This window comes from Arthrobacter sp. P2b, from assembly GCF_900168295.1.
Lineage (GTDB): Bacteria > Actinomycetota > Actinomycetes > Actinomycetales > Micrococcaceae > Arthrobacter.
This window is the reverse complement of record NZ_FVZL01000004.1, coordinates 236,676-256,671: the sequence shown is the minus strand read 5'-3', so window position 1 is coordinate 256,671 and position 19,996 is coordinate 236,676. Positions and strand designations below refer to the sequence as shown.

Genomic DNA, 19,996 nt, shown 5'->3' with positions numbered 1-19,996 from the left:
CTTATCCGGGGCATCGCCGTGTATCGCCGGCTCCCGGAAGAAGGACCACCAGCCCTCAGCGGCTGGCCTGCACCAGGTAGAAAGAGAGTTTCCAGCATGACAAAAACCCACTACGACTATGTCATCGTCGGCGGAGGAAGCGCGGGTTCCGTGCTCGCCAACCGCTTGAGCGAAGGGGGCAACAGCAGCGTCCTGGTTCTTGAGGCCGGACGCAGCGACTACCCCTGGGACCTGTTCATCCAGATGCCTGCCGCGCTGACCTTTCCCAGCGGCAACCCGCTGTATGACTGGCGCTACGAATCCGACCCGGAACCCTTCATGGGCGGCCGCCGCGTAGCACACGCCCGCGGCAAGGTCCTGGGCGGCTCCAGCTCCATCAACGGCATGATCTTCCAGCGCGGCAACCCCCTCGATTACGAGCGCTGGGGCGCCGACGCCGGCATGGATACCTGGGATTTCGCGCACTGCCTGCCCTACTTCAACAAAATGGAAAACGCCCTGGCAGCGGACCCGGATGACGAACTGCGCGGCCACGACGGCCCGCTGGTCCTGGAACGCGGTCCGGCCACCAACCCGCTCTTCCAAGCGTTCTTCAAAGCCGCCCAGGAAGCCGGCTACCCCCTGACCGACGACGTCAACGGCTACCGCCAGGAAGGCTTCGCGGCCTTCGACCGCAACGTCCACAAGGGCCAGCGCCTCTCCGCCTCCCGGGCCCACATCCGCCCCAATACACGCCGCCCGAACCTCACCGTCCTGACCCGGGCGATGGTCACCAAAGTCAACTTCAAGGGCACAGTGGCCACCGGCGTCACCTACCGCCGCAACGGCCAGACCCACGTGGTCAACGCCGGCGAGGTCATCCTGTCCGGCGGCGCCATCAACACCCCGCAGCTGCTGCAGCTCTCCGGCGTGGGCGAAGCTGGGCACCTGAACTCCCTGGGCATCAACCCCGTGGTCAACCTTCCCGGCGTCGGCGAGAACCTGCAGGACCACCTGGAGGTCTACATCCAGCACGCCTGCACCCAGCCGGTGTCCATGCAGCCGGCCCTGGACGTCTGGCGCATGCCGTGGATCGGCATGCAGTGGCTCTTCGGCCGCAAGGGCCCGGCCGCTACCAACCACTTCGAAGGCGGCGGCTTCGTCCGCTCCAACGAGGACGTCGCGTACCCGAACCTGATGTTCCACTTCCTCCCTGTTGCCGTCCGCTACGACGGCCAGAAGGCGGACGCCAAGCACGGCTACCAGGTGCACATCGGCCCCATGTACTCCGACGCCCGCGGCACCCTCAAGATCAAGTCCACCGACCCCACGGTGCATCCATCCATGGTGTTCAACTACCTCTCCACGGACCAGGACCGCCGTGAATGGGTCGAGGCCGTCCACGTGGCCCGCGACATCCTGGGCCAGTCCGCCATGGGGCCCTTCAACGGCGGCGAGCTCTCACCCGGCCGGGCCGTGCAGACCGACGCCGAGATCCTGGACTGGGTGGCCCGCGACGCGGAAACCGCCCTGCACCCCTCCTGCACCGCCAAGATGGGGCCGGAGTCCGATCCGATGGCAGTGGTGAACCCGCTCGACATGTCCGTCCACGGAACACAGGGCCTCCGGGTTGTGGACGCCTCGGCCATGCCGTACGTGACCAACGGCAACATCTACGCCCCCGTCATGATGCTCGCCGAGAAGGCAGCCGACCTGATCGCCGGGAAGGCCCCGCTGGCGCCGCAGCATGCCGAGTTCTACCGGCACGGCATCAGCCCGCTGGAGCGTAACGGCACCGCCGCTGCAGCTGCCCCTGCGGCAAAGGCATAGGCATGATTGATGGACTGGAAAAGGAGAAACGATGACCGCCACCGCTGAGCAGGTCCGCGACGCCGGACAAGCGCCGGACGCCATCAAGGGCTTGTACATTGACGGTGCCTGGCACCAGGCGTCCGACGGCGGGACAACCGTTGTGCGCTGCCCGGCGGACGGGCGCGAAGTGGCGGTAGTCGCCTCATCCACCGTAGAGGACGCGGAGCGGGCAATCGCCAGTGCCCGGGCCGCGTTCGACGGCGGTGCGTGGCGCCGGCTGACCGACATTGAACGCGGCGAGGTCCTGCTTCGCGTCGCCGCGCTGCTCGAGCGGGACAAGGCGGCGTACGCCCGGGCCGAAGCACTGGACACAGGCAAGCGCCTCGTCGAGGCCGAATACGACATTGACGACATTGCCTCCTGCTTCCGTTACTACGGCAAGATAGCGGGCCTCGACGCCGGGCGGGTCATCGATACGGGCCGGCCGAACGCCATCAGCCGCGTGGTCTACGAACCGCTCGGCGTCTGCGCCCTCATCGCACCCTGGAACTACCCGCTCCTGCAGGCGGCCTGGAAAGTGGCGCCGGCACTCGTTGCGGGAAATTCCTTCGTGCTCAAGCCCAGCGAGCTCACACCGTCCACGTCCATCCTGCTCATGGAGACCCTGGCAGAGGCCGGTGTTCCGGCCGGTGTCGCGAACCTGGTCACGGGATCCGGGTCGCGGGTGGGCCCGCTCCTCAGCTCCGACCCGCGCGTGGACCTCGTCTCCCTGACGGGGAGCCTGGCCACGGGCCAGACCATCATGGCGGCGGCCGCGGAGACCGTGAAGCGGGTCGCCTTCGAGCTCGGCGGGAAGAACCCCAATGTCGTCTTCGCTGACGCCGACTGGGACGCCGCCGTCGACAATGCCCTGACCGCCGTGTTCCTGCACTCCGGGCAGGTCTGCTCGGCAGGGGCGCGCCTCGTGGTCGAGGAGACCATTGCGGAGCGCTTCGTGGCCGAGGTGGTGGAACGCGCCCAAAAGATCCGGATGGGCGGGCCTTTTGACCCCAGCGCGGAAACGGGTCCGCTGATTTCGGCCAGGCACCGCGACCAGGTCCACGCTTACGTCCAGGCCGGCATCGCGGAAGGCGCGGAGCTTTTGTGCGGCGGCTACATTCCCGACGACGGGCCCCTTGCGGACGGGTTCTTCTACCCGCCCACGGTGCTTGGCAACTGCCGCTCCGGCATGAGTGTGCTGCGGGAAGAGTCATTCGGCCCGGTGCTGACCATCGAGACGTTCCGGACCGAGGAGGAGGCCGTTGCCATCGCCAACGACACCGAGTACGGCCTGGCCGGTGCGGTGTGGACGTCCGACGCGTCGAAAGCACAGCGCGTTGCGGGCGCCCTGCGGCACGGAACAGTATGGATCAATGATTACCACCCGTACGTCCCGCAGGCGGAGTGGGGCGGTTTTGGGAAGTCCGGCATCGGCCGTGAACTTGGCAGCGCCGGCCTCAACGAATACCGCGAGGCAAAACATATCTGGCAGAACATCCAGCCCGCGCCCAGCGGCTGGTTTGGCTCACCTGCCGATGACGCCGGGGTGGGGGCCGCCGGCTAGCACCAGCATTTGGGGGACATGGCCGGGCGCCGCAGGCGCGGCGCCCGGCCGCCGATATAACCCGTGTCCAATGGCGGCCATGGGTCATCACCATCGTGCTTTTCCACTTAGGAGTTCAGATGTTCGAACCCAGCAAGAGTACTGATTCAAGCGGCATGGACGAGTTCGGCTATGCCCAGACCCTGGACCGCAGCATCGGCAAATTCGCCAGTTTTGCGGCGGGAGTCAGCTACATTTCCATCCTCACCGGCGTGTTCCAGCTGTTCTACTTTGGTTTTTCCATGGCCGGCCCCGCCTACGCGTGGTCCTGGCCCATCGTTTTCGCCGGCCAGCTCATGGTGGCGCTCTGCTTCGCCGAGCTCGCCGGACGGTATCCGGTGGCCGGTTCGGTCTACAACTGGGCCAAGCGGCTCTCGTCAGGGACGTTCGCCTGGCTGGCGGGCTGGCTGCTGCTCATCTCCTCGATCGTGGCGCTCGGAGCCGTGGCCCTTGCACTGCAGCTCACCCTGCCCCAGATCTGGTCCGGTTTCCAGATCATCGGCGACGGCACCGGCACCTACGATTTCGCCCTCAACGGGGTGCTGCTCGCCAGCATCATGATCTCCATCTCAACGCTCATCAACGCCTTCGGCGTGAAGCTGATGACCAAGATCAACAGCATCGGCGTCTTCGTGGAGCTCGCCGCCGCCGTGCTCCTCATCCTGGCCCTTGGCTGGCATGTGGTGCGGGGGCCGGAAGTCCTTTTCAGCACCGAAGGCTACGGCATGGACCACGACCTTGGCTTCTTCGGGGTGTTCCTCATCGGGGCCATGGCCTCCGGTTACGTGATGTATGGCTTTGACACGGCCAGTTCCCTCGGCGAGGAGACGAAGGACCCGAAAAAGACCGCACCCAAGGCCATCCTCCGTGCCATCACGGCGTCCTTCATCCTCGGCGGCCTGATTCTCCTTGGCGGACTCCTGGCCGCGCCCGACCTCAGCGACCCGAAGCTGGGCGCTGCCGACGGCGGCCTGCAGTACATCGTGCTCTCCGTCCTGGGAGGCCCCTTCGGCAAGGCGTTCCTGGTGTGCATCGTGGTGGCCGTGATCGTCTGCACCCTCGCCGTTCACGCCGCCGCCATCCGCATGATGTTCGCCATGGCCAGGGACAACAACCTGCCCTTCAGCCGCCAGCTCAGCAAGGTGCACCCTGAGCGGAAGACGCCCACGGTGGCGGCGATCGTCATCGGACTCATCGCCATCATTCCGCTGATCGTCAACGTCTCCCAGCCCGCCATCTTCACCATCCTTTCCAGCATCAGCATCGTCCTGATCTACCTGTCCTACCTGCTGGTCACCGTTCCGCTGCTCCGCAAGCGGTTCCAGAAAAAGTGGCCGCTCGCGGATGACGGCACCGAGCCGGGCTTCAGCCTGGGCAAGTGGGGGCTGCCCGTGAACATCCTCGCGGTCCTGTGGGGCGGCGCCATGACGCTGAACCTCATCTGGCCCCGCCCGGAGATCTACAACTCGGTGCCCCCGTTTGAGTGGTACCTGCAGTGGGGCGGAGTGATCTTCGTTGCCACCGTTGCCGGCGGCGGAGCCCTGCTGTACCGCCTGAAAATCAGGCACCAGACGGGTGTCCTGGCTGAACACGCCGCAACCGCCCACCCGGCTGCGGATGCCAGCGGGCCGGATGCTCCAGCTGCGCCCCAGCTGGTGTCAGCACCCGTTTCCAACCCGTAGCCCTTATCAACCCGTAGCCTTACCCACCCTTGGCATCGTCCAACCCCGGACGCGCTGCCAGTCCTGACGGGCGTCCCTTTGCTAAACCTGCGAAGGGATGCCCGTCAGTGTTGGTTTTGGCCGGTTCCGGGGAAACCGCCCCGCTGCTGGCCGTCCCGCGGGGACTTCCCAAGGTAATCCACCTACCATTGCCCACATGAAGGTTGCCCGAGAGGCCCGCTCTGCTGCCGTGGTGATCAACGCCGGATCACGCCGGGGGGCGGCTGCCAGGGAGCTGGCGGTGCATGCCCTGCAAAAAGCGGGCGTGCCGGTCTCCGCCGTGCACCACGTCCACTCGGGGGCCGAACTGGCCGGGACACTCGACCGGGTGGTTGCGGACGGTCATGACCTGGTTGTGGTGGGCGGCGGTGACGGGACGGTTTCCTACGCCGCCGGCAGGGTTGCCGGCACGGGTGTCGTGCTGGGTGTTCTTCCGCTGGGCACCGCCAACGACCTCGCACGCACGCTGGAGATCCCGAACAATCTGGCGGAGGCATGTGCTGCGGTGGCAGGCGGGAAGGTGGTGGACATCGACCTCGGCAGGGCAAATGGGCAGCCCTTCCTCAACGTCGCTTCCGCCGGCCTGTCCGTGCGGGTTACCGAGGCTCTCACCCCCGGACTGAAGCGGCGTCTCGGGCCGCTGGCGTACGGCATTGCCACCCTGCGTTCGTATACCCGGCACGAACCGTTCTCCGCCCGTCTTGAGTTCCCGGAGGGGGACCACGAGCCGATGCAGCTCGAGGGCCTGCTCCAGGTGGCCGGGGGCAACGGCAGGCACTACGGCGGCGGCAACACGGTCTCGCCGACGGCGGGAATCGACGACCACATCCTTGACATCTATGCAATCCTGGCAGCGCCGTTCCGTGAGCACGTCAAGATTGCACGGCTGCTCAGGAACGGAAGCTTTATCGAACATGACCGGGTGTACCACCTGACCACGCGGCGGGTCCGCCTGGTCACCGAGCCGCCCATGCCCGTGAACCTCGACGGCGAAATCGCGGCCGTCACGCCCACGGACTTCACCATCCAGCGGAACGCCGTCCACGTCATCGTGCCGCAGGCCAGCAACAGCGCAATGTTCGACGGGCCGCACACGCCGGGGGCCCCGTCCGCCTGAGGAATGAGCACTGGTGGGCGCGTGCACACGGTGCAAGGATGGCACGACCAGGCGCAGGGCCCGAGGAGGTTCGAAGATGACCGATACAACGCCGGCCCAGCCCGCAACCGGTTATGCGCCGGTCAACGGGCTCCGGATGTATTACGAGCTGCATGGCGACGGCGGCACCCCGCTGCTGCTCCTGCACGGCGGGCTGTTCGACATTGAGCAGCAGTTCGGTGCACTGATCCCGGGCCTGTCGGCCGGGCGCCTGGTGATCGCCGCCGACTTCCAGGGGCACGGGCACACCAACGACATCGACCGGCCACTGGCCACGCACCACCTGGCCTCCGATGTCATCGGGCTTCTCGAGCACCTCGCCGTCGGCAAGGTCGATGTCTTCGGATTCAGCGTCGGAGGTGCGGTGGCGCTGCACCTCGCGATCAAGCACCCGGAACTTGTGCGCAAGCTCATCGTGTCGTCGGTATCGTTCCGGCCGGAGGGCGACCGCGGCGGCAACTCCGAAGCTGTGGCGGAGATGACGGTGGACATGATCGCGGGAACTCCAATGGAGGAACACTACCTTGCCGTGTCTCCGCATCCGGACCGCGAGCACCTGCAGGGCCTGCTGGACAAGCTGGCACACTACGGCGAGGGCGAGCCTGGCTGGAGCGACGACGACATCCGCGGAATCCAGGCGCCGACGCTCTTCACGGTGGGCGACTGCGACATGGTCAAGCTCGACCACGCAGTGAAATTCCTCCAACTGCGCGGAGGAGACGTGAACGGCGACTTCGAGGGTGTGCCCGCGTCGCAGCTCGCGGTCTTCCCCGGCACCACGCACTTCTTCGGGCTCGCACGGACCGACCTGGTGCGCGAGGTTGTGACCACGTTCCTCGATGCGCCGCCGCCATCCGGCTGGGCGGACCGGTGAAGGAGCCACTGTAGTTCCTCCACTGCTGCGGCACCGCGGATCAGGCGGCTTTGACCAGGGGGAGCTCGTCCCAGTGGGTGGTGTACCGCGGTGACTGCATGTCGCGCTTCATGGTCCAGTCCAACCCGGTCTTGATGCCGGCCTGCCCCAGCCCGATGGAGCCGCGGCCAAAGCGCCGGCTCACGTCTTCGAGGAGCGGGCCGATGGCCCGTTCTTCATGCCGGTTCTCAAACGGTTCCAGCGGCGACTGGTTGCCGGTGGGCCGCAGGTCGGTGAGCATGATCCCCGCTTTGGCGTACTGCAGGCCGTCGCGGATGCTGGGCAGCAGCGCATGCGCGGCCCGGGTCAGCAGGAGCGGATCCGCCGTCGGCATCGGGAGGGAAACGCAGACGGACGGATAGGCCTGCTCCTGCTGGCGGAAAGGAGATGTGGCGGCGAACGCTGTGAGGACCTTTGCCTGCAGCCCGTGTTTCGAGAGCCTGGCACTGGCCTGCTGGCCGTAGATGCCCAGCACCTGCCGCAGTCCCGCTGCGGTGGTGACCGGCTTGGCGAAGGAGCGGGAGAAGATCAGCTGGTCCCGGCCGATGCGCTCTTCCTCCATGGGAATGCAGGGAGTGCCCCGCAGCTCCAGGACGGTGCGCATCAGGACCACGGAGAACTTGTCCCGGATCACCACGGGATCGGCGCGGACCAGGTCCAGGACCGTGAAGATGCCCATCACGTTCAGGCGCCGGGTGAGCCTGCCGGCGATGCCCCAGATCTCGTCCACGGACAGCCGCCCCATCAGGGACTCCCGCTGCGGCCAGGGGACACTGTCCCAGTGGCATACCCCGCCGAACGCCGCGTTGTTCTTGGCCCACTTGTTGCACAGCTTGGCCAGCGTCTTGGTGGGGGCAATCCCCACACAGACGGGTACGCCGACGTGGCGGCGGACGGCGTCCTTGATGTTCCGGCCAAGGGCCAGCAGCTGCTCCGGGTCGCCTTTGACGCCCAGGAAGGCCTCGTCAATGCTGTAGACCTCCATCCACGCGGAGTGCCTGCCGAGCAGCTCCATGACCCGGGCGCTGATGTCCCCGTAGAGTTCGTAATTGCTCGATTTGGCCACCAGGCCCCACTCCTTGGCCCGCGGCGCGAGCTTGAACCAGGGCTCACCGGTCGCGATGCCGAGCGCCTTCGCCTCGGGGGACCGCGTCACCGCGCATCCGTCGTTGTTGGACAGCACCACCAGCGGCCGGCCCTCCAGGGAGGGATCGAACGCCCGCTCGGCCGAGGCGTAGAAGCAGTTCACGTCGACATGGGCGATCTGCGGCATCCGGCGCATCAGGACGGGCTTAGTCATGGCCCTGCTCCGGCATGCCGAACCCGGGCACATACCCTTCACACATGATGGAGGCACCTCGTGGCCACGCCCCAGATGGTGAGCTCGGACAGGGCAGGGACCTTGATGTCCGGGTACTTCGGATTCTCCGCCTGGAGCACCACGCCGGTTGGGGTGATGCGCAGGCGCTTGACGGTCAACTCGCCGTCCAGCACCGCAATCACCACGGAACCGTCCCTGGGCTCAAGGGCCCGGTTGACGATCAGCTCGTCTCCGTGGCTGATCCCGGCGCCTTCCATGGAGTCCCCGGTCACCCGCACCACGAACGTGCTGGTGATGTCCTTGATCAGGTGCGCGTTCAGGTCGATCCGGCCGTCGAAGTAGTCCTGCGCGGGCGACGGAAAGCCCGCCGCCACTGCGACCGGAGAGATCAGCACCGAGAACAACGAGACGCCCGCATCTATCACGCGGGGACCGACAATAACGCCCACAACACACCCTTATTCGAAAATATGTTCGATTCATTCAGTGTAGCGCCGGCCGCCGACAATCGACCCCCCTCCCGGCGAAAGGGAACCCCTCCCCGCATCCCACGTAGACTGGCAGGATGCGGTTGGTAGCGAGCGACATTGACGGAACGATCCTCGGACACGACGGAAAAATCAGTGACCGCACCGTCCGCGCCTTCCACGCCTGCCGGGACGCCGGCGTCGAACTCGTTTTTGTGACCGGCCGCCCGCCGCGCTGGCTGCACCCGCTGCAGGACCAGCTCGGGCACACCGGTCGCGTGATCTGCTCCAACGGCGCCGTGGTCTGGGACCTCGAAGCCGACCGGCTGGTCTCCGCCCGCACCCTCGCCCTCGACGCCGTCCTGGAACTGCGCCGCATCATCAAGCAGCTGCGCCCTGCCGCCCTGTTCGCGGCGGAAACGCTCACGGGCTTCCACCTCGAGCCCGGCTTCATCGAGAACGAATCCAGTGAGCTGCTGTCCGAGTTCACCCCCGCGCCGCTCGCCGACACGCTTGCTGCCGATGATTCCGTAGTGAAGTTCCTCGCCATCGTGCGCGAAGGCACGCCGGACGATTTCCTCGCGGAGGTGCGCCCCGCCGTCGCGCATCTTGCCGCCGCCACCCACTCCTCCCCGGGCGTCCCGATGCTCGAACTGTCCTTGCCAGGCGTCAACAAGGCGGTCACGCTGGCCGAGTACGCCCGGGCGCTGGGCATCGACGCCTCCGAGGTGGTGGCGTTCGGCGACATGCCGAACGACATCGAGATGCTCCGCTGGGCCGGCCACGGCTATGCCATGGCCAGCGGACACCCGGAGGCCATCGAGGCCGCCGGCCAGCGCGCGCCGCATTTTGACGACGACGGCGTGGCCCAGGTCCTGGAGGCACGGCTCGCTTCGCTCGGCGCACGCCAGGCCTGATTCCCGCCGTCGTATTCTCAGCTGCCGCTCACCTCGCGTTCATCTTTGCTCCGTAGCGTGGAGCCCGGAGAGCAGACTCCTCTCCTGCTGGACTAAGGGGTAAAGATGGCAAAGAACGTCAAGCACGAAACCGCCGAAGCACCGCTGCGCAGGGCAACGCCCGCTCCGCACTGGAAAAAGCTCCGGCAGGGTGACCGCGTCCGCGTCCTGCTCTCGCCGGGCTTCGAGACCGGCGGCCTGGTGGACGCCATCACCCCTGACAACACGGTGGTGTGGATCAATCTCGACGGCGGCCGCGGGCGCACGCTGCTGCACTGCGGCGACGGCATCGAAATCCTTCCCCACGAGGACTAGCGGGAACAGGCGCCGCCGCCGCGCTTGGGGCAAGCTGCTGCCGGCAGGGCACTCGGGTACGCTCGCACTGTGAGCCTGCCGTTCTTCGCCAACCCGGACGCCGCCGGGAACCAGCTGCCCATTGCGATGGCACACCGCGGGTTTTCCATGGACGGCCTGGAGAATTCCATGCCCGCCTTCCGTGCCGCCGCAAGCCTTGGCTACCGGTACGTGGAAACTGACGTGCACACCACCTCCGACGGCGTGCTGCTCCTCTTCCATGACGACACGCTGGACCGGGTCACCGACGGCAGGGGCAAGGTTTCGGATCTTCCCGCCGCTGAGATTGCGAAGTTCCGGATCGGCGGCCGCGAGCCCATCCCTACTTTCGACGGGCTGGTGGCCGGGCTGCCCGGTGTCCGGCTCAACCTGGACGTCAAGGACTGGAACTCGGTGCAGAGTACCGCGGCCGCCATCGAACGCCACCACGTGCATGACCGGGTGCTGGTGACAAGCTTCTCGGACCGGCGACGGCGGGCGGTGCTGAAGCTGCTCAGCCGTCCGGTGGCCGCCTCCGCCGGCGTTGTGTCCAGCGGCCTCTTCACCCTGCTGGGCCCGGTGCTTCCCGGCCGGGTGTTCCGCTGGCTGATGCGCCGGATCCTGCGCGACGTGCAGGCGCTGCAGGTTCCGGTACGCCGGGGGATCATCAGGGTGGTGACGCCGGGCTCCGTCCGGCGCGCGCATGCCCTGGGGCTGGTGGTCCACGTCTGGACCATCAACAACCCCACCGAGATGCGCCGCCTCCTGCAGATGGGCGTCGACGGGATCGTCACCGACCGCGCCGATCTGCTCAAGGAGGTCCTCACGGAAAAAGGCGGGTGGCCGCCGGGGCCAGCCGCCTGATCCGCCGTGCGTGCCTGGTTCTAACCCCGGCCGGTGCTGGTGGACGGGTCCTGGTCGCCTTCGGTCGGGTCGGCCCGCAACTCGTCCGGGTTGCTGTCCGGCAGTCCGCCCTTTACGCCGCTGGGACCTCCGCTGCCTGCCGCCCCGGCCCCGCCAGTAGGCGCAGACGCATCTCCTGCCAGGCCGTCGTCGCCCGTTCCACGCCCTGCTTCCGCCCTGTCATTGTTGGTTTCGTCTATATCCCCGCCGAAGGGACTTTCGGAAACCGGCCCGGGTGCGGCGCCGGTCTTGAGCCCCGGGGCCTTCTGTTTTTCGGCCTCCATGGCGTTGGAGCCTTCGCTGATGGAGGAGTGGACCTCCATGTCGTCATTGGGGTCCGTGGGGTCGGGAACATTCAGCTTTTCCGTGGGCTTGGATGTTCCCGCCAGATCCTCCATGGCGTTCTCTGCTGCCTTGCCGATGCTGTCGCCGATTCCCATGACTGCTCCTCCTGACATCGTGTGCCGGGCGCCCCAGCGGCCGCCCTGCTCTTCCCTTCCAGAATTATCAGCATGCTTACAATTAGTCCAGAGCTGGGGCAAAGAACCGCGGCCGGGCAGGAAAGGACACGCATGATGAGCAGCTACCATCCGGAAAATGATCCCGCGAACCCTGATCAGCCGGGCAAGGAACGGACCGCAGGCCACGCGGGCACCGGTACCGGCGGAGGCGAGAATTCGGCCCGCACCCCGAACCCCGATCCCGCCGAAGGCAACATCACGGGCCTGGAGCCCGGCGGGGGAGTGCCTCCCGGGGAGACGCCGCCGGCCGAGGACCAGATGAGCGGGGACCAGGGCCACGACGAGTAAGGCGCGCGAACACAAACCAACGGCTGAGGGGCGGGCACAAGTGCCCGCCCCTCAGCCGTTGGTTGTAAACGTCCCGCTGGCGCCGGTCCGCGCTAGGGGGAATCGGTGGGCTGTGAATCCCGGCCGGACTGCTCGGTGCCGACCAGCTGCCGGTTGAGGCCGTCCACGTCAAGGCGGGTGTTCCAGGACGCCCAGTCCTGCGGCCGGACCGAGGGCCGGCCCAGGAGGTAGCCCTGGCCGGCGTCAATCCCGAGTTCGGTGAGGACCTTCAGTTCGCCGACCGTTTCGATGCCTTCCGCAACCAGGGTGGTGCCGATCTGCCGCGTGAAGTCCACCAGGCAGGCAGCCAGGGCACGCTGGATGCCGTCGCTGTCCACCTCGCCGATCACGTCACGGCCCACTTTGAGGAAATCGGGCCGCAGGTGCACCATGCGGCTCAGGGCGCCGGCACCCGAATGGGTGTCGTCAACCGCAATCCGCAGGCCCTTGTCGCGCAGGGGAGTGACCGCGGCAATAAACTGCGCGTACTGCTCATCCGCGATGGTTTCGGTTAATTCGAGCACCACGCGGCTGACGGGAAGGTCGATGTGCTCGAACAACTCGGGCAGCCGCGGATCGAGGCATGACGTGGGCGAAATGTTCAGGGACACAAAAAGATGCGGCGGAAGGTCCTTGGCGGCCGCTGCGGCGGATCCCAGTGCCGAGAATTCGAGGTTGGCGCCCAGGCCGACTGCCCTTGCCTCTGCGAACCACAGTTCCGCGGCAGCGCCGTCGTCACTGACAAAGCGTGAGAGTGCTTCCACGCCCACCACGTTTTTCCCCGCCAGCCCGTAAATGGGCTGGAAAGCCGTCATCAGCATCTGGCTTTCGAGCAGGGCGCTGATGCGCGACATGCTGCGGATGGCGTCGATGTGTTCGGCAAGCTTTGGCGGAATGGCCCGGGGCGTCAGGCGCATCTCCCGGGCGCTTTCCAGGGTTTCCACCGTATTGGCTTCGCTGCGCCGCGTTTCCAGCAGGTATTCCAGCAGCGCCCGTTCCGGCACGCCCGGGTTCTCGTCGAGGCTGTTGCTAAGGCGCTGACGGACGGCGGCTCCGGACGGATCGGTATCCGCCAACACCGCGGCAATAATTCCCCATGCCTGTACACGAACCGACATTAGCTACGCCCCCCAGTTGACGAAGTAATGACCCAGTGGCCCATTAATGTTCAATTTCTAAACGCCTTTTAAGGTCAGGTGTTTCTGTTATTCCCTGTTTTCGCGGCGACGAAAACCAGACACCGCACGATGATCGTATATCGGCGTGAACAAAAGCGCAGTACTTTTCGCCCCTAAGGGTTAGCGCTTTCCGCCCGGTCTGCCAGCAGCAAGGGGATCTGTTCAGGCGGGACCGGCCTGCTGAAGTAGTACCCCTGGGCGCTGAGGCAGCCGAGCCCGCGCAAAATCTCTGCCTGCTCCGCTGTTTCCACGCCCTCCCACACGGCCTCCAGCCCGCATGCCCGGACCAGTTGCAGGACGGCGGCCACCAGCTCAGGCTGCCCCGGGTCGGTGCCCAGCCCGCTGATCAGCGATCGGTCCACCTTGACCCGGTCCACGGGAAGCCGGCGGAGGTAACTGATGGAGGAGTACCCGGTCCCGAAGTCATCGATTTCGATGCCCACCCCCAGGCCGCGGAGGCCTCCCAGCGAATAGCGGTCCAGCTCGTTGCCTTTGACGATGGCCACTTCCGTCAGTTCCAGGACCACCTGCTCCGGCCGTACGCCGGTTTCCTTCAGGACGTTCCGGACGTCTTCGATGAACTGCAGGCTCTGCAGGTCCGTCGCGGAGATGTTGATGCGCACGGAGAACCGGCTGTCCACCAGGGAGTCGTCGATCCAGTCGCGGAGCTGGTGCACTGCCGCCCGGAGCACCCAGAGCCCCAGTTCGGAGATCAGCCCGGCTTCCTCGGCAAGGGGAATGAACTCATCGGGCATGATGAACCCGCGGGTGGGGTGGTTCCACCGGACCAGCGCCTCCACGCCTTCGATCCTGCCGGTGGCGAGCTCCACCACGGGCTGGTAGTGGAGCATCAGGCCGTCGGTTTTGATCGCGGCGCGCAGGTCGTCCACCAGCTGGCTGCGGAGCCTGCGCATCAGCAGGAGCGCCGGCTCGAAACGGTGCAGCCGGTTCTGCCCTTCCGCCTTGGAGGCGTACATGGCAACGTCGGCCTCCATCAGCATGTCCTCCGGGGCCTGGCCGGCGCTGCCAACGCTCAGCCCCATGCTGGCGCCGCAGCGCACGCTGCGGCCCGGGATCTCGATGGGCCGCTTGAGGGCCGCCAGGATGCGGTGTCCCACGATGACTGCCTGGTCCGGTGACGCCTCCGGCATAACGATGGCGAATTCGTCCCCGCCCAGGCGGGCGACGACGTCGGTGGTGGAGCGTACCGCGCTGCGGATCCGTTCCCCCACAGTGATGAGGACCTGGTCGCCGGCCGTGTGGCCCATGCTGTCGTTGATGGATTTGAAGGCATCCAAATCCATCAGCAGGATGGCGGGGCCCTCGCCCGTTGCGCTGCCGGCGTCGAGCGCTGTCCGCAAAGCCTCGATCAGGGCCGAGCGGTTGGCAAGGCCGGTGAGCGGGTCCTGCATGGCCATCTTCTGCATTTCGAGGTGGGCCTCGTGCAGGAGCTGGGTCCGCACCTGGACGCGCTGCTCAAGCTCTTCGTAGATAATCTGCAGGTCTTCGGCCAGCAGGTTGGTGCCCATGATGATGGCATCCAGCTCGTCGCGGGCATCAGAGACCTCGATCCGGGAACTGAGGTCTCCCGATGCCAGCCGCACAATGCCTTCCAGCAGGTGGGAGAGGCGGGGATCGTCATCCGCAAACATCGAAAGTCCTCCTCCCGCTAGTTGGACCGGGACCGGTCGGCATCCAGGGGGAGGCTGACCGTAACGGTGGTGCCCGCGCCAAGCGTGGAGGCCACATCGATGTGTCCCCCATGGCGGGCCACGATGTCCTTGGTGATGGCCAGTCCCAGGCCCGTGCCCGGGATAGCTCCGGACATGGCATTGGAAGCACGGTAGAACCGGGTGAAGACATGGTCGATTTCCTCGCTGGAAATGCCGATGCCCGTGTCCGCGACGCTCACGGTGGCCCACCGGGTGCCGTCCTCCGCCGCATGCGATTCGCTGCCCACCTCGATCCGTCCGCCGCTGGGGGTGAACTTGATGGCGTTGGACACCAGGTTGGTGAACACCTGCTGCAGCTGCACCTCATCGGCGAGGATTTCCGGGTCTTCCGGGACCGGGTCCACGGCGATGGTCACGTTCTGCAGCTTCGCCAGCGGCCGGAGCGCTGCCGCCACCAGGTCCAGGGTCTGGCCCAGGCGCACCGGAGTGAGGTGCATCAGGCTGTCATCAAGGCCGTTGCGCGACACACTCAGCATGTCCTCGATGAGGGTCCGGAGCCGCTCGGTGTTCCGGACCACGATGTCCAGCATCTGGTGGACTTCGGCGGAGACGGGCTGCTCCGTGCTCTCCTGGATCATGTCCAGGTAGGCCATGATGGACGTCAGCGGCGTGCGCAGTTCATGGTTGACCGTGGCCAGGAAGTCCGTCTTGGCCTTGTCCAGCTGCTGGAGCTGCTTGACCACCTGCTGCTGGCTGCTGATCAGGTGGCTTTGGATCAGTCCGTGCGCGGCGTTGCCGGCAACGTGCTGGATGAGTCCCAGTTCAGCACGCGACCATGTCCGGGGCCGGTCAACACTGGCGATCCAGATGATGCCCAGCGACGAGCTTCCTTCGCCCATGGGGATGGCCAGCGTCGAGGCAGCGTTGGCAATGCCCGACGCCGGCGCCTCGCCTGCCGCCGCGTGCCCGCCTTTGCCATGCATGGCCCCGTCAGTCCCGGCGGTTCCCGGTTCGGCGTCGTCCGTCTCGGCGCCGTCCGAGGACAGGGTCTCTGCCCCGGCCCACAGGAGGTCGGCCGTCCGGCGTGCTTCCTCCTCGTCCGGAAGCGCATCGGCCGGGAGCGGCTCCAGTCCCGGCCTGCTCCAGGCGGCCGTGATCGGGGGGACCCGATGGTCCTCAAAGGTGGCCAGGCAGACATGGTCGGCCTTGAACGTCCGGCCGAATCCTGCAACCACGTGGTCCGCGATTTCCTGCGGATCGTTCGTTGCCCGCACAGCGGCGGACACCTGCCGGAGCTGCCCGCGCAGCGCCTCGGCCTCCTGCCGCGAGGCATTGCGGCGGGACACCAGATCGATGAGCGCCGTAGCGCGGTGGACCAGTTCCCGGGGCGACGGCGGTTTGGCGATGCAGTCGTGGATGCCCGGAGGGCGGACAGTGCATTCGGCGATGTTATCGAGGTCCACCATGACCAGGACCGGCACTTCCGACTCGGCGGCGGGCAGCAGCGGGGCGTCCACCACGATGACAGCGGGTGGGCAGCCGTCCAGCAGGGCAGCCAGCCCGGCGGCGTCCGTGGTGGAGTGGACGGTATATCCGGCATCCCGGAGAGCGGCGGCGTTCAGCGCCAGCCGCCCGGCGTTGGCGTCCGCCACCACCGCGCTGCGGGGCATGCGCAAGTCACACGGCAAATCAGCTGCCACAATGCTCACTTTCCTCCCAGTTGAGTACATTGTAGGGGGATGCGGGGCGGGCGGCTCCATAGATATTCACTGGGAGGACAAAGTGACGCACCAGCCGGAAGAACGCGAAAAGGCCCACCTCACCCTTGAGGGCGGCGTCCTGCACCTGCGCTGGCCGCGCGGTGCGGCCATCAGCGAGGCTGATGCAGAGAATGCCATGAGCAGGGTGAACGAACTCTGCGGAGAGAGCCGGCATCCGATGCTGGTGGACATGGCCACAACCGAAAAGGTCAGCAGGGGCGCCCGCGCCGTCTTTGGCCGCCCCTGCCAGGCTTCACGCATTGCACTGCTGGGTGCCTCGCCGGTGGACAAAGTGATGGCCAACTTCATCCTGGGCATCAACAAACTGCCGTGTCCCACCCGCTTCTTCACATCCCGGGAGGAAGCCATGGCCTGGCTGAAGCTGGAGGGTGCGGCGGCCTGACCCGGCGTTCTGCGGACCGGCGGGGGAGAGGCCCATCCGCGAAACCCCGTGCCGCGCCCGCGGGCAACAGCTCCGGGACATATATTGGAGCGGTGTCCTCCCCCTCAAAGTCCTCCCCAGCGAAATCGGTGGCATCCGCCCTGCAGAAGTACCTGATGATCCCCAAGCTTGTCCGGCTGTCGCGCTCTGCGCCGAAGGACCGGCCGCTGGCCTGGGACACCTACTGGGCCGGCATCAGGGCCACCGGGGCGGCCGGTGAGGTCCTATGGGATTCCGGAACCGACCAGGAATTCCTCAGCTACAAGGAAGTCCTCCTCCGCCACCTGGACCCGGAGCTTCCCGTCGTTGACATCGGCTGCGGGCACGGCAGCTTCAGCAGGGCCCTGGCCGGACTTTTCCCCGAGGTCATCGGCGTGGACGTGTCCGCGCACGCGGTGAACCGGGCCGAGGACGAATCCGCTGAATTCCGCAACGTCCGGTTCCAGGTCAGGGACATGACGGCGCCGGGCGCAGAGAAAGACCTCCCGCGGGAGGCCAACGTGTTCATCCGGGGCGTTCTCCATGTCCTGGGCGCGGCAGACCAGGCGGCCCTCGCGGAAAACCTGCGACTGCTGGTTGGGCAGCGCGGGAGCGTATTCCTTGCGGAGACCAACTTCCAGGGAAATCCGGTGGAGTACGTGTCCCATTTGGGCGCCACATCCCGCAGCATTCCTGCTCCACTCGAACGGGCCATCCGCGGCCTGCCGATGCCCGGCCGTTTCGGCCCGGAGGAGCGCTCCCGGGCACTGCCCCCCACCGCCTGGCAACTCGTGGAGGACGGACCCGTGGCCATCGAAACGAATCCCGCAACCGGCATCAGCGGGCAGGGTCGCGTTCCCGGATATTACGCGGTGCTGCGCCCCCGGACCTAGCGGCCCGCGCCCGGCAGTGGCGCCATTGCGGGAAGCCGCAGAAAGCCGCCAAACCCCTTGACACAAGGGCCAATCCGGAGGCTACATAGTAAGTAGCCTTACTAGTTAGGACCTTGGGGAAAGGATGGCCGCCATGGCACAGGACAAGGGAAACAACGCCCGCGATTCCGGCGCGGGCACGGATGAAGAGGACCTGGGCCCCGGCCCGGACGGCGGAAAGATCCGGCGTGGGCCGGACTCCTCCAAATCCCTCAAGTACTCACAGGAAGTCACCTCGCCGGAGGACGAGCCGGAGCGTGAGGGACGCAGCCTCGCCACCACCCACCACGAAGTCATCAGGCAGTGGGCGGAGGAGCGCGACGGCGTTCCCGCCACGGTGGAAGGCACCGAACACGGAGACCACCTCGGAGTGCTGAGAATCGATTTTGGCGGCGAAAACGACAAGCTTCGCCACATCAGCTGGGAGGAATGGTTTGAAACCTTCGACTCCCGGGGACTGAACTTCATCTATCAGGAACAGCGCAGCGACGGGCAGCAATCCAACTTCTTCCGGCTGGAAAATCCCAACCGCGAAGACGCCTAAGCCGCACCCGCGCCCCCATCGTTTCGGCAGCACCGGAGTTGCATCCGGCGCCACTTCGGCGACCGCGGACGCAAGACCCACAGGAACAACAATGCGCAAACTCATACCGTCAGGCTCCCTTCGCAGGATGCTGCTGCCGCCCACGTATGGACGCCACGTCACGGACTCGAATGAATTCACCGTCTTGTCGGTGGAAATCTGGGCCACCGGGCTGGTGGTCAATATCCAGATGGCGTCCGAGGGCGGGCCGCAACCCCGGATTATCCTCCAGGACCACTTTGGAACCGAGTACTCACTGCGGGACTCCGCGGTCCTGGGCTCCCGGAACCTTCAGGTCTTCACCCCCTCGGTGCCGCCCGGCACCCGGAGCCTGACCGTGAGGTCGGCGGACGACCCGGAAGCGCGGCCGGTGGTCACCTTCGCCGTCCCGCTGATGGCCGTTCCCGAGGAACCGGCCACAGCACACGGCGGCTACCCGCCGGAGGCGGAACTTCGCCGTCCCGCCTGACCGCCGCGACCAGTTCGACCCAAGATGATCCACGCACCCTGACCCACCCGAAAGGCTGCCTCGATGCAGGACACCAGCAACTTCACGCCCGCCACCGCCATCGTCACCGCATCCGATTCCGGCATCGGCAAGGCCACCGCAGTGGCCCTGGCCCGCGCCGGACTGGATGTTGGTGTCACCTGGCATTCCGACAAAGCCGGGGCCGAAGGCACTGCGGAGGAGATCCGTGCTCTGGGCCGCAAGGCGGTGATCCGGCAACTGGACACCACGGAGCTCCGGACGGCAGGCGCCGTGATCGACGAACTCGCTGACGAGCTCGGCGGCGTGGACGTCTTCGTCAATAACGCAGGCACCGGCGAGAGCACCAAATTCCTGGACATGGACATCGACCGCTGGATGCAGACACTCGACACCAACCTCAACGGCGCGTTTGTCTGCCTGCAGGCAGCAGCCCGCCGCATGGTCCACGCCGGCCGGGGCGGAAGGCTGATCGCCGTCACCAGCGTCCACGAGTTCCAGCCCCGGGTGGGATCCTCCGCCTATGACGCGTCCAAACATGGGCTTGCCGGCCTTATGAAGACGCTGGCCCTGGAACTGGCTGAGCACGGAATCACTGCAAACACCGTGGCCCCCGGCGAGATTGCCACTCCCATGACCGGCCAGGAGGACGAGGACCCCACCAAGAAGGACCGCCCGGGCGTGCCCCTGGGCCGGCCAGGTGACGCCCGGGAGATTGCCGCCGTGATCGCCTTCCTGGCGTCACCTGCCTCCAGCTACGTGAACGGAGCGTCCTGGCCCGTGGACGGCGGCATGCTCCAGATGGGCCCGCAGGCAGGCTCGCACATCACCAGCCACGAGTGGCGCGAAGGCTGAGGTTTCCACTCAACAGCAGGGGTTTGTCCGCATGCCGGATCTGGCAAGCGCTTTCC

At 66.6% G+C, this 19,996-nt stretch carries 20 protein-coding genes; 14 read left to right on the top strand and 6 right to left on the bottom strand.

The features are described 5' to 3' along the window. Positions 1 to 96: 96 nt before the first annotated feature. From betA to B5520_RS10160, 5 genes are all read left to right on the top strand, one after another. On the top strand, positions 97 to 1,809 hold the full coding sequence (gene betA / locus B5520_RS10180) for a choline dehydrogenase (protein ID WP_079596943.1): 1,713 nt from the start codon (positions 97 to 99) through the stop codon (positions 1,807 to 1,809). A gap of 31 nt (positions 1,810 to 1,840) precedes the next feature. Then, positions 1,841 to 3,394, top strand: coding sequence for an aldehyde dehydrogenase family protein (locus B5520_RS10175; protein ID WP_079596942.1), 1,554 nt, complete (start codon positions 1,841 to 1,843; stop codon positions 3,392 to 3,394). 119 nt (positions 3,395 to 3,513) lie between these two features. Further along, entirely contained in the window at positions 3,514 to 5,115 is a 1,602-nt protein-coding gene (locus B5520_RS10170; RefSeq protein WP_079596941.1) for an APC family permease, read from the top strand. A 196-nt stretch (positions 5,116 to 5,311) separates the two neighbouring features. After that, complete coding sequence (locus tag B5520_RS10165) at positions 5,312 to 6,271, top strand: lipid kinase (protein ID WP_079596940.1); 960 nt, start codon at positions 5,312 to 5,314, stop codon at positions 6,269 to 6,271. A gap of 76 nt (positions 6,272 to 6,347) precedes the next feature. Next, positions 6,348 to 7,184: an alpha/beta fold hydrolase gene (locus tag B5520_RS10160; RefSeq protein ID WP_079596939.1), complete on the top strand. Its 837-nt coding sequence runs from the start codon at positions 6,348 to 6,350 to the stop codon at positions 7,182 to 7,184. A 40-nt stretch (positions 7,185 to 7,224) separates the two neighbouring features. Here B5520_RS10160 and B5520_RS10155 read toward each other — a convergent pair whose 3' ends face one another. Both B5520_RS10155 and B5520_RS10150 read right to left on the bottom strand, forming a co-directional pair. Beyond that, a complete protein-coding gene (locus B5520_RS10155) occupies positions 7,225 to 8,523 on the bottom strand; it encodes a Y-family DNA polymerase (protein WP_176156833.1) in 1,299 nt (432 codons plus the stop codon). A gap of 38 nt (positions 8,524 to 8,561) precedes the next feature. Beyond that, a complete protein-coding gene (locus B5520_RS10150; protein WP_079596938.1) occupies positions 8,562 to 8,993 on the bottom strand; it encodes a LexA family protein in 432 nt (143 codons plus the stop codon). Positions 8,994 to 9,109: 116 nt separating this feature from the next. Between B5520_RS10150 and B5520_RS10145 the strand changes: the two genes are divergently transcribed. The 3 genes from B5520_RS10145 (at position 9,110) to B5520_RS10135 (ending at position 11,164) form a co-directional block, all read left to right on the top strand. After that, positions 9,110 to 9,928, top strand: a complete 819-nt coding sequence (locus B5520_RS10145; RefSeq protein ID WP_079596937.1) for a Cof-type HAD-IIB family hydrolase — start codon at positions 9,110 to 9,112, stop codon at positions 9,926 to 9,928. 105 nt (positions 9,929 to 10,033) lie between these two features. Then, entirely contained in the window at positions 10,034 to 10,282 is a 249-nt protein-coding gene (locus tag B5520_RS10140) for a hypothetical protein (protein WP_079596936.1), read from the top strand. Positions 10,283 to 10,351: 69 nt separating this feature from the next. Beyond that, the gene (locus tag B5520_RS10135) at positions 10,352 to 11,164 is read left to right on the top strand and encodes a glycerophosphodiester phosphodiesterase (RefSeq protein ID WP_254865538.1); all 813 of its coding nucleotides are present in this window, start codon (positions 10,352 to 10,354) and stop codon (positions 11,162 to 11,164) included. A gap of 20 nt (positions 11,165 to 11,184) precedes the next feature. On the opposite strand, the gene B5520_RS10130 is transcribed toward B5520_RS10135, so the two are convergent. Then, entirely contained in the window at positions 11,185 to 11,643 is a 459-nt protein-coding gene (locus B5520_RS10130; RefSeq protein ID WP_079596935.1) for a hypothetical protein, read from the bottom strand. 135 nt (positions 11,644 to 11,778) lie between these two features. On the opposite strand from B5520_RS10130, the gene B5520_RS10125 reads away from it, so the two are divergent. Continuing rightward, positions 11,779 to 12,012 (top strand): DUF6480 family protein, encoded by a 234-nt coding sequence (locus B5520_RS10125; protein WP_079597015.1) that lies wholly within the window; start codon positions 11,779 to 11,781, stop codon positions 12,010 to 12,012. 92 nt (positions 12,013 to 12,104) lie between these two features. Here B5520_RS10125 and B5520_RS10120 read toward each other — a convergent pair whose 3' ends face one another. The 3 genes from B5520_RS10120 to B5520_RS10110 form a co-directional block, all read right to left on the bottom strand. Then, positions 12,105 to 13,169, bottom strand: coding sequence for an EAL domain-containing protein (locus tag B5520_RS10120; protein WP_079596934.1), 1,065 nt, complete (start codon positions 13,167 to 13,169; stop codon positions 12,105 to 12,107). A gap of 173 nt (positions 13,170 to 13,342) precedes the next feature. Continuing rightward, on the bottom strand, positions 13,343 to 14,881 hold the full coding sequence (locus tag B5520_RS10115) for a putative bifunctional diguanylate cyclase/phosphodiesterase (protein ID WP_079596933.1): 1,539 nt from the start codon (positions 14,879 to 14,881) through the stop codon (positions 13,343 to 13,345). A gap of 17 nt (positions 14,882 to 14,898) precedes the next feature. Continuing rightward, a complete protein-coding gene (locus tag B5520_RS10110) occupies positions 14,899 to 16,572 on the bottom strand; it encodes an ATP-binding protein (RefSeq protein ID WP_254865537.1) in 1,674 nt (557 codons plus the stop codon). Positions 16,573 to 16,684: 112 nt separating this feature from the next. Here B5520_RS10110 and B5520_RS10105 point away from each other — a divergent pair, with 112 nt between their 5' ends. From B5520_RS10105 to B5520_RS10085, 5 genes are all read left to right on the top strand, one after another. After that, the gene (locus tag B5520_RS10105; RefSeq protein ID WP_079596931.1) at positions 16,685 to 17,065 is read left to right on the top strand and encodes an STAS/SEC14 domain-containing protein; all 381 of its coding nucleotides are present in this window, start codon (positions 16,685 to 16,687) and stop codon (positions 17,063 to 17,065) included. A 155-nt stretch (positions 17,066 to 17,220) separates the two neighbouring features. Then, positions 17,221 to 17,976, top strand: a complete 756-nt coding sequence (locus B5520_RS10100) for a class I SAM-dependent methyltransferase (protein WP_176156834.1) — start codon at positions 17,221 to 17,223, stop codon at positions 17,974 to 17,976. 133 nt (positions 17,977 to 18,109) lie between these two features. Then, positions 18,110 to 18,559, top strand: a complete 450-nt coding sequence (locus tag B5520_RS10095; protein WP_217700324.1) for a hypothetical protein — start codon at positions 18,110 to 18,112, stop codon at positions 18,557 to 18,559. A gap of 91 nt (positions 18,560 to 18,650) precedes the next feature. Beyond that, entirely contained in the window at positions 18,651 to 19,067 is a 417-nt protein-coding gene (locus B5520_RS10090) for a hypothetical protein (RefSeq protein ID WP_079596929.1), read from the top strand. A gap of 63 nt (positions 19,068 to 19,130) precedes the next feature. Further along, complete coding sequence (locus B5520_RS10085) at positions 19,131 to 19,940, top strand: SDR family oxidoreductase (RefSeq protein ID WP_079596928.1); 810 nt, start codon at positions 19,131 to 19,133, stop codon at positions 19,938 to 19,940. Positions 19,941 to 19,996 lie beyond the last annotated feature (56 nt).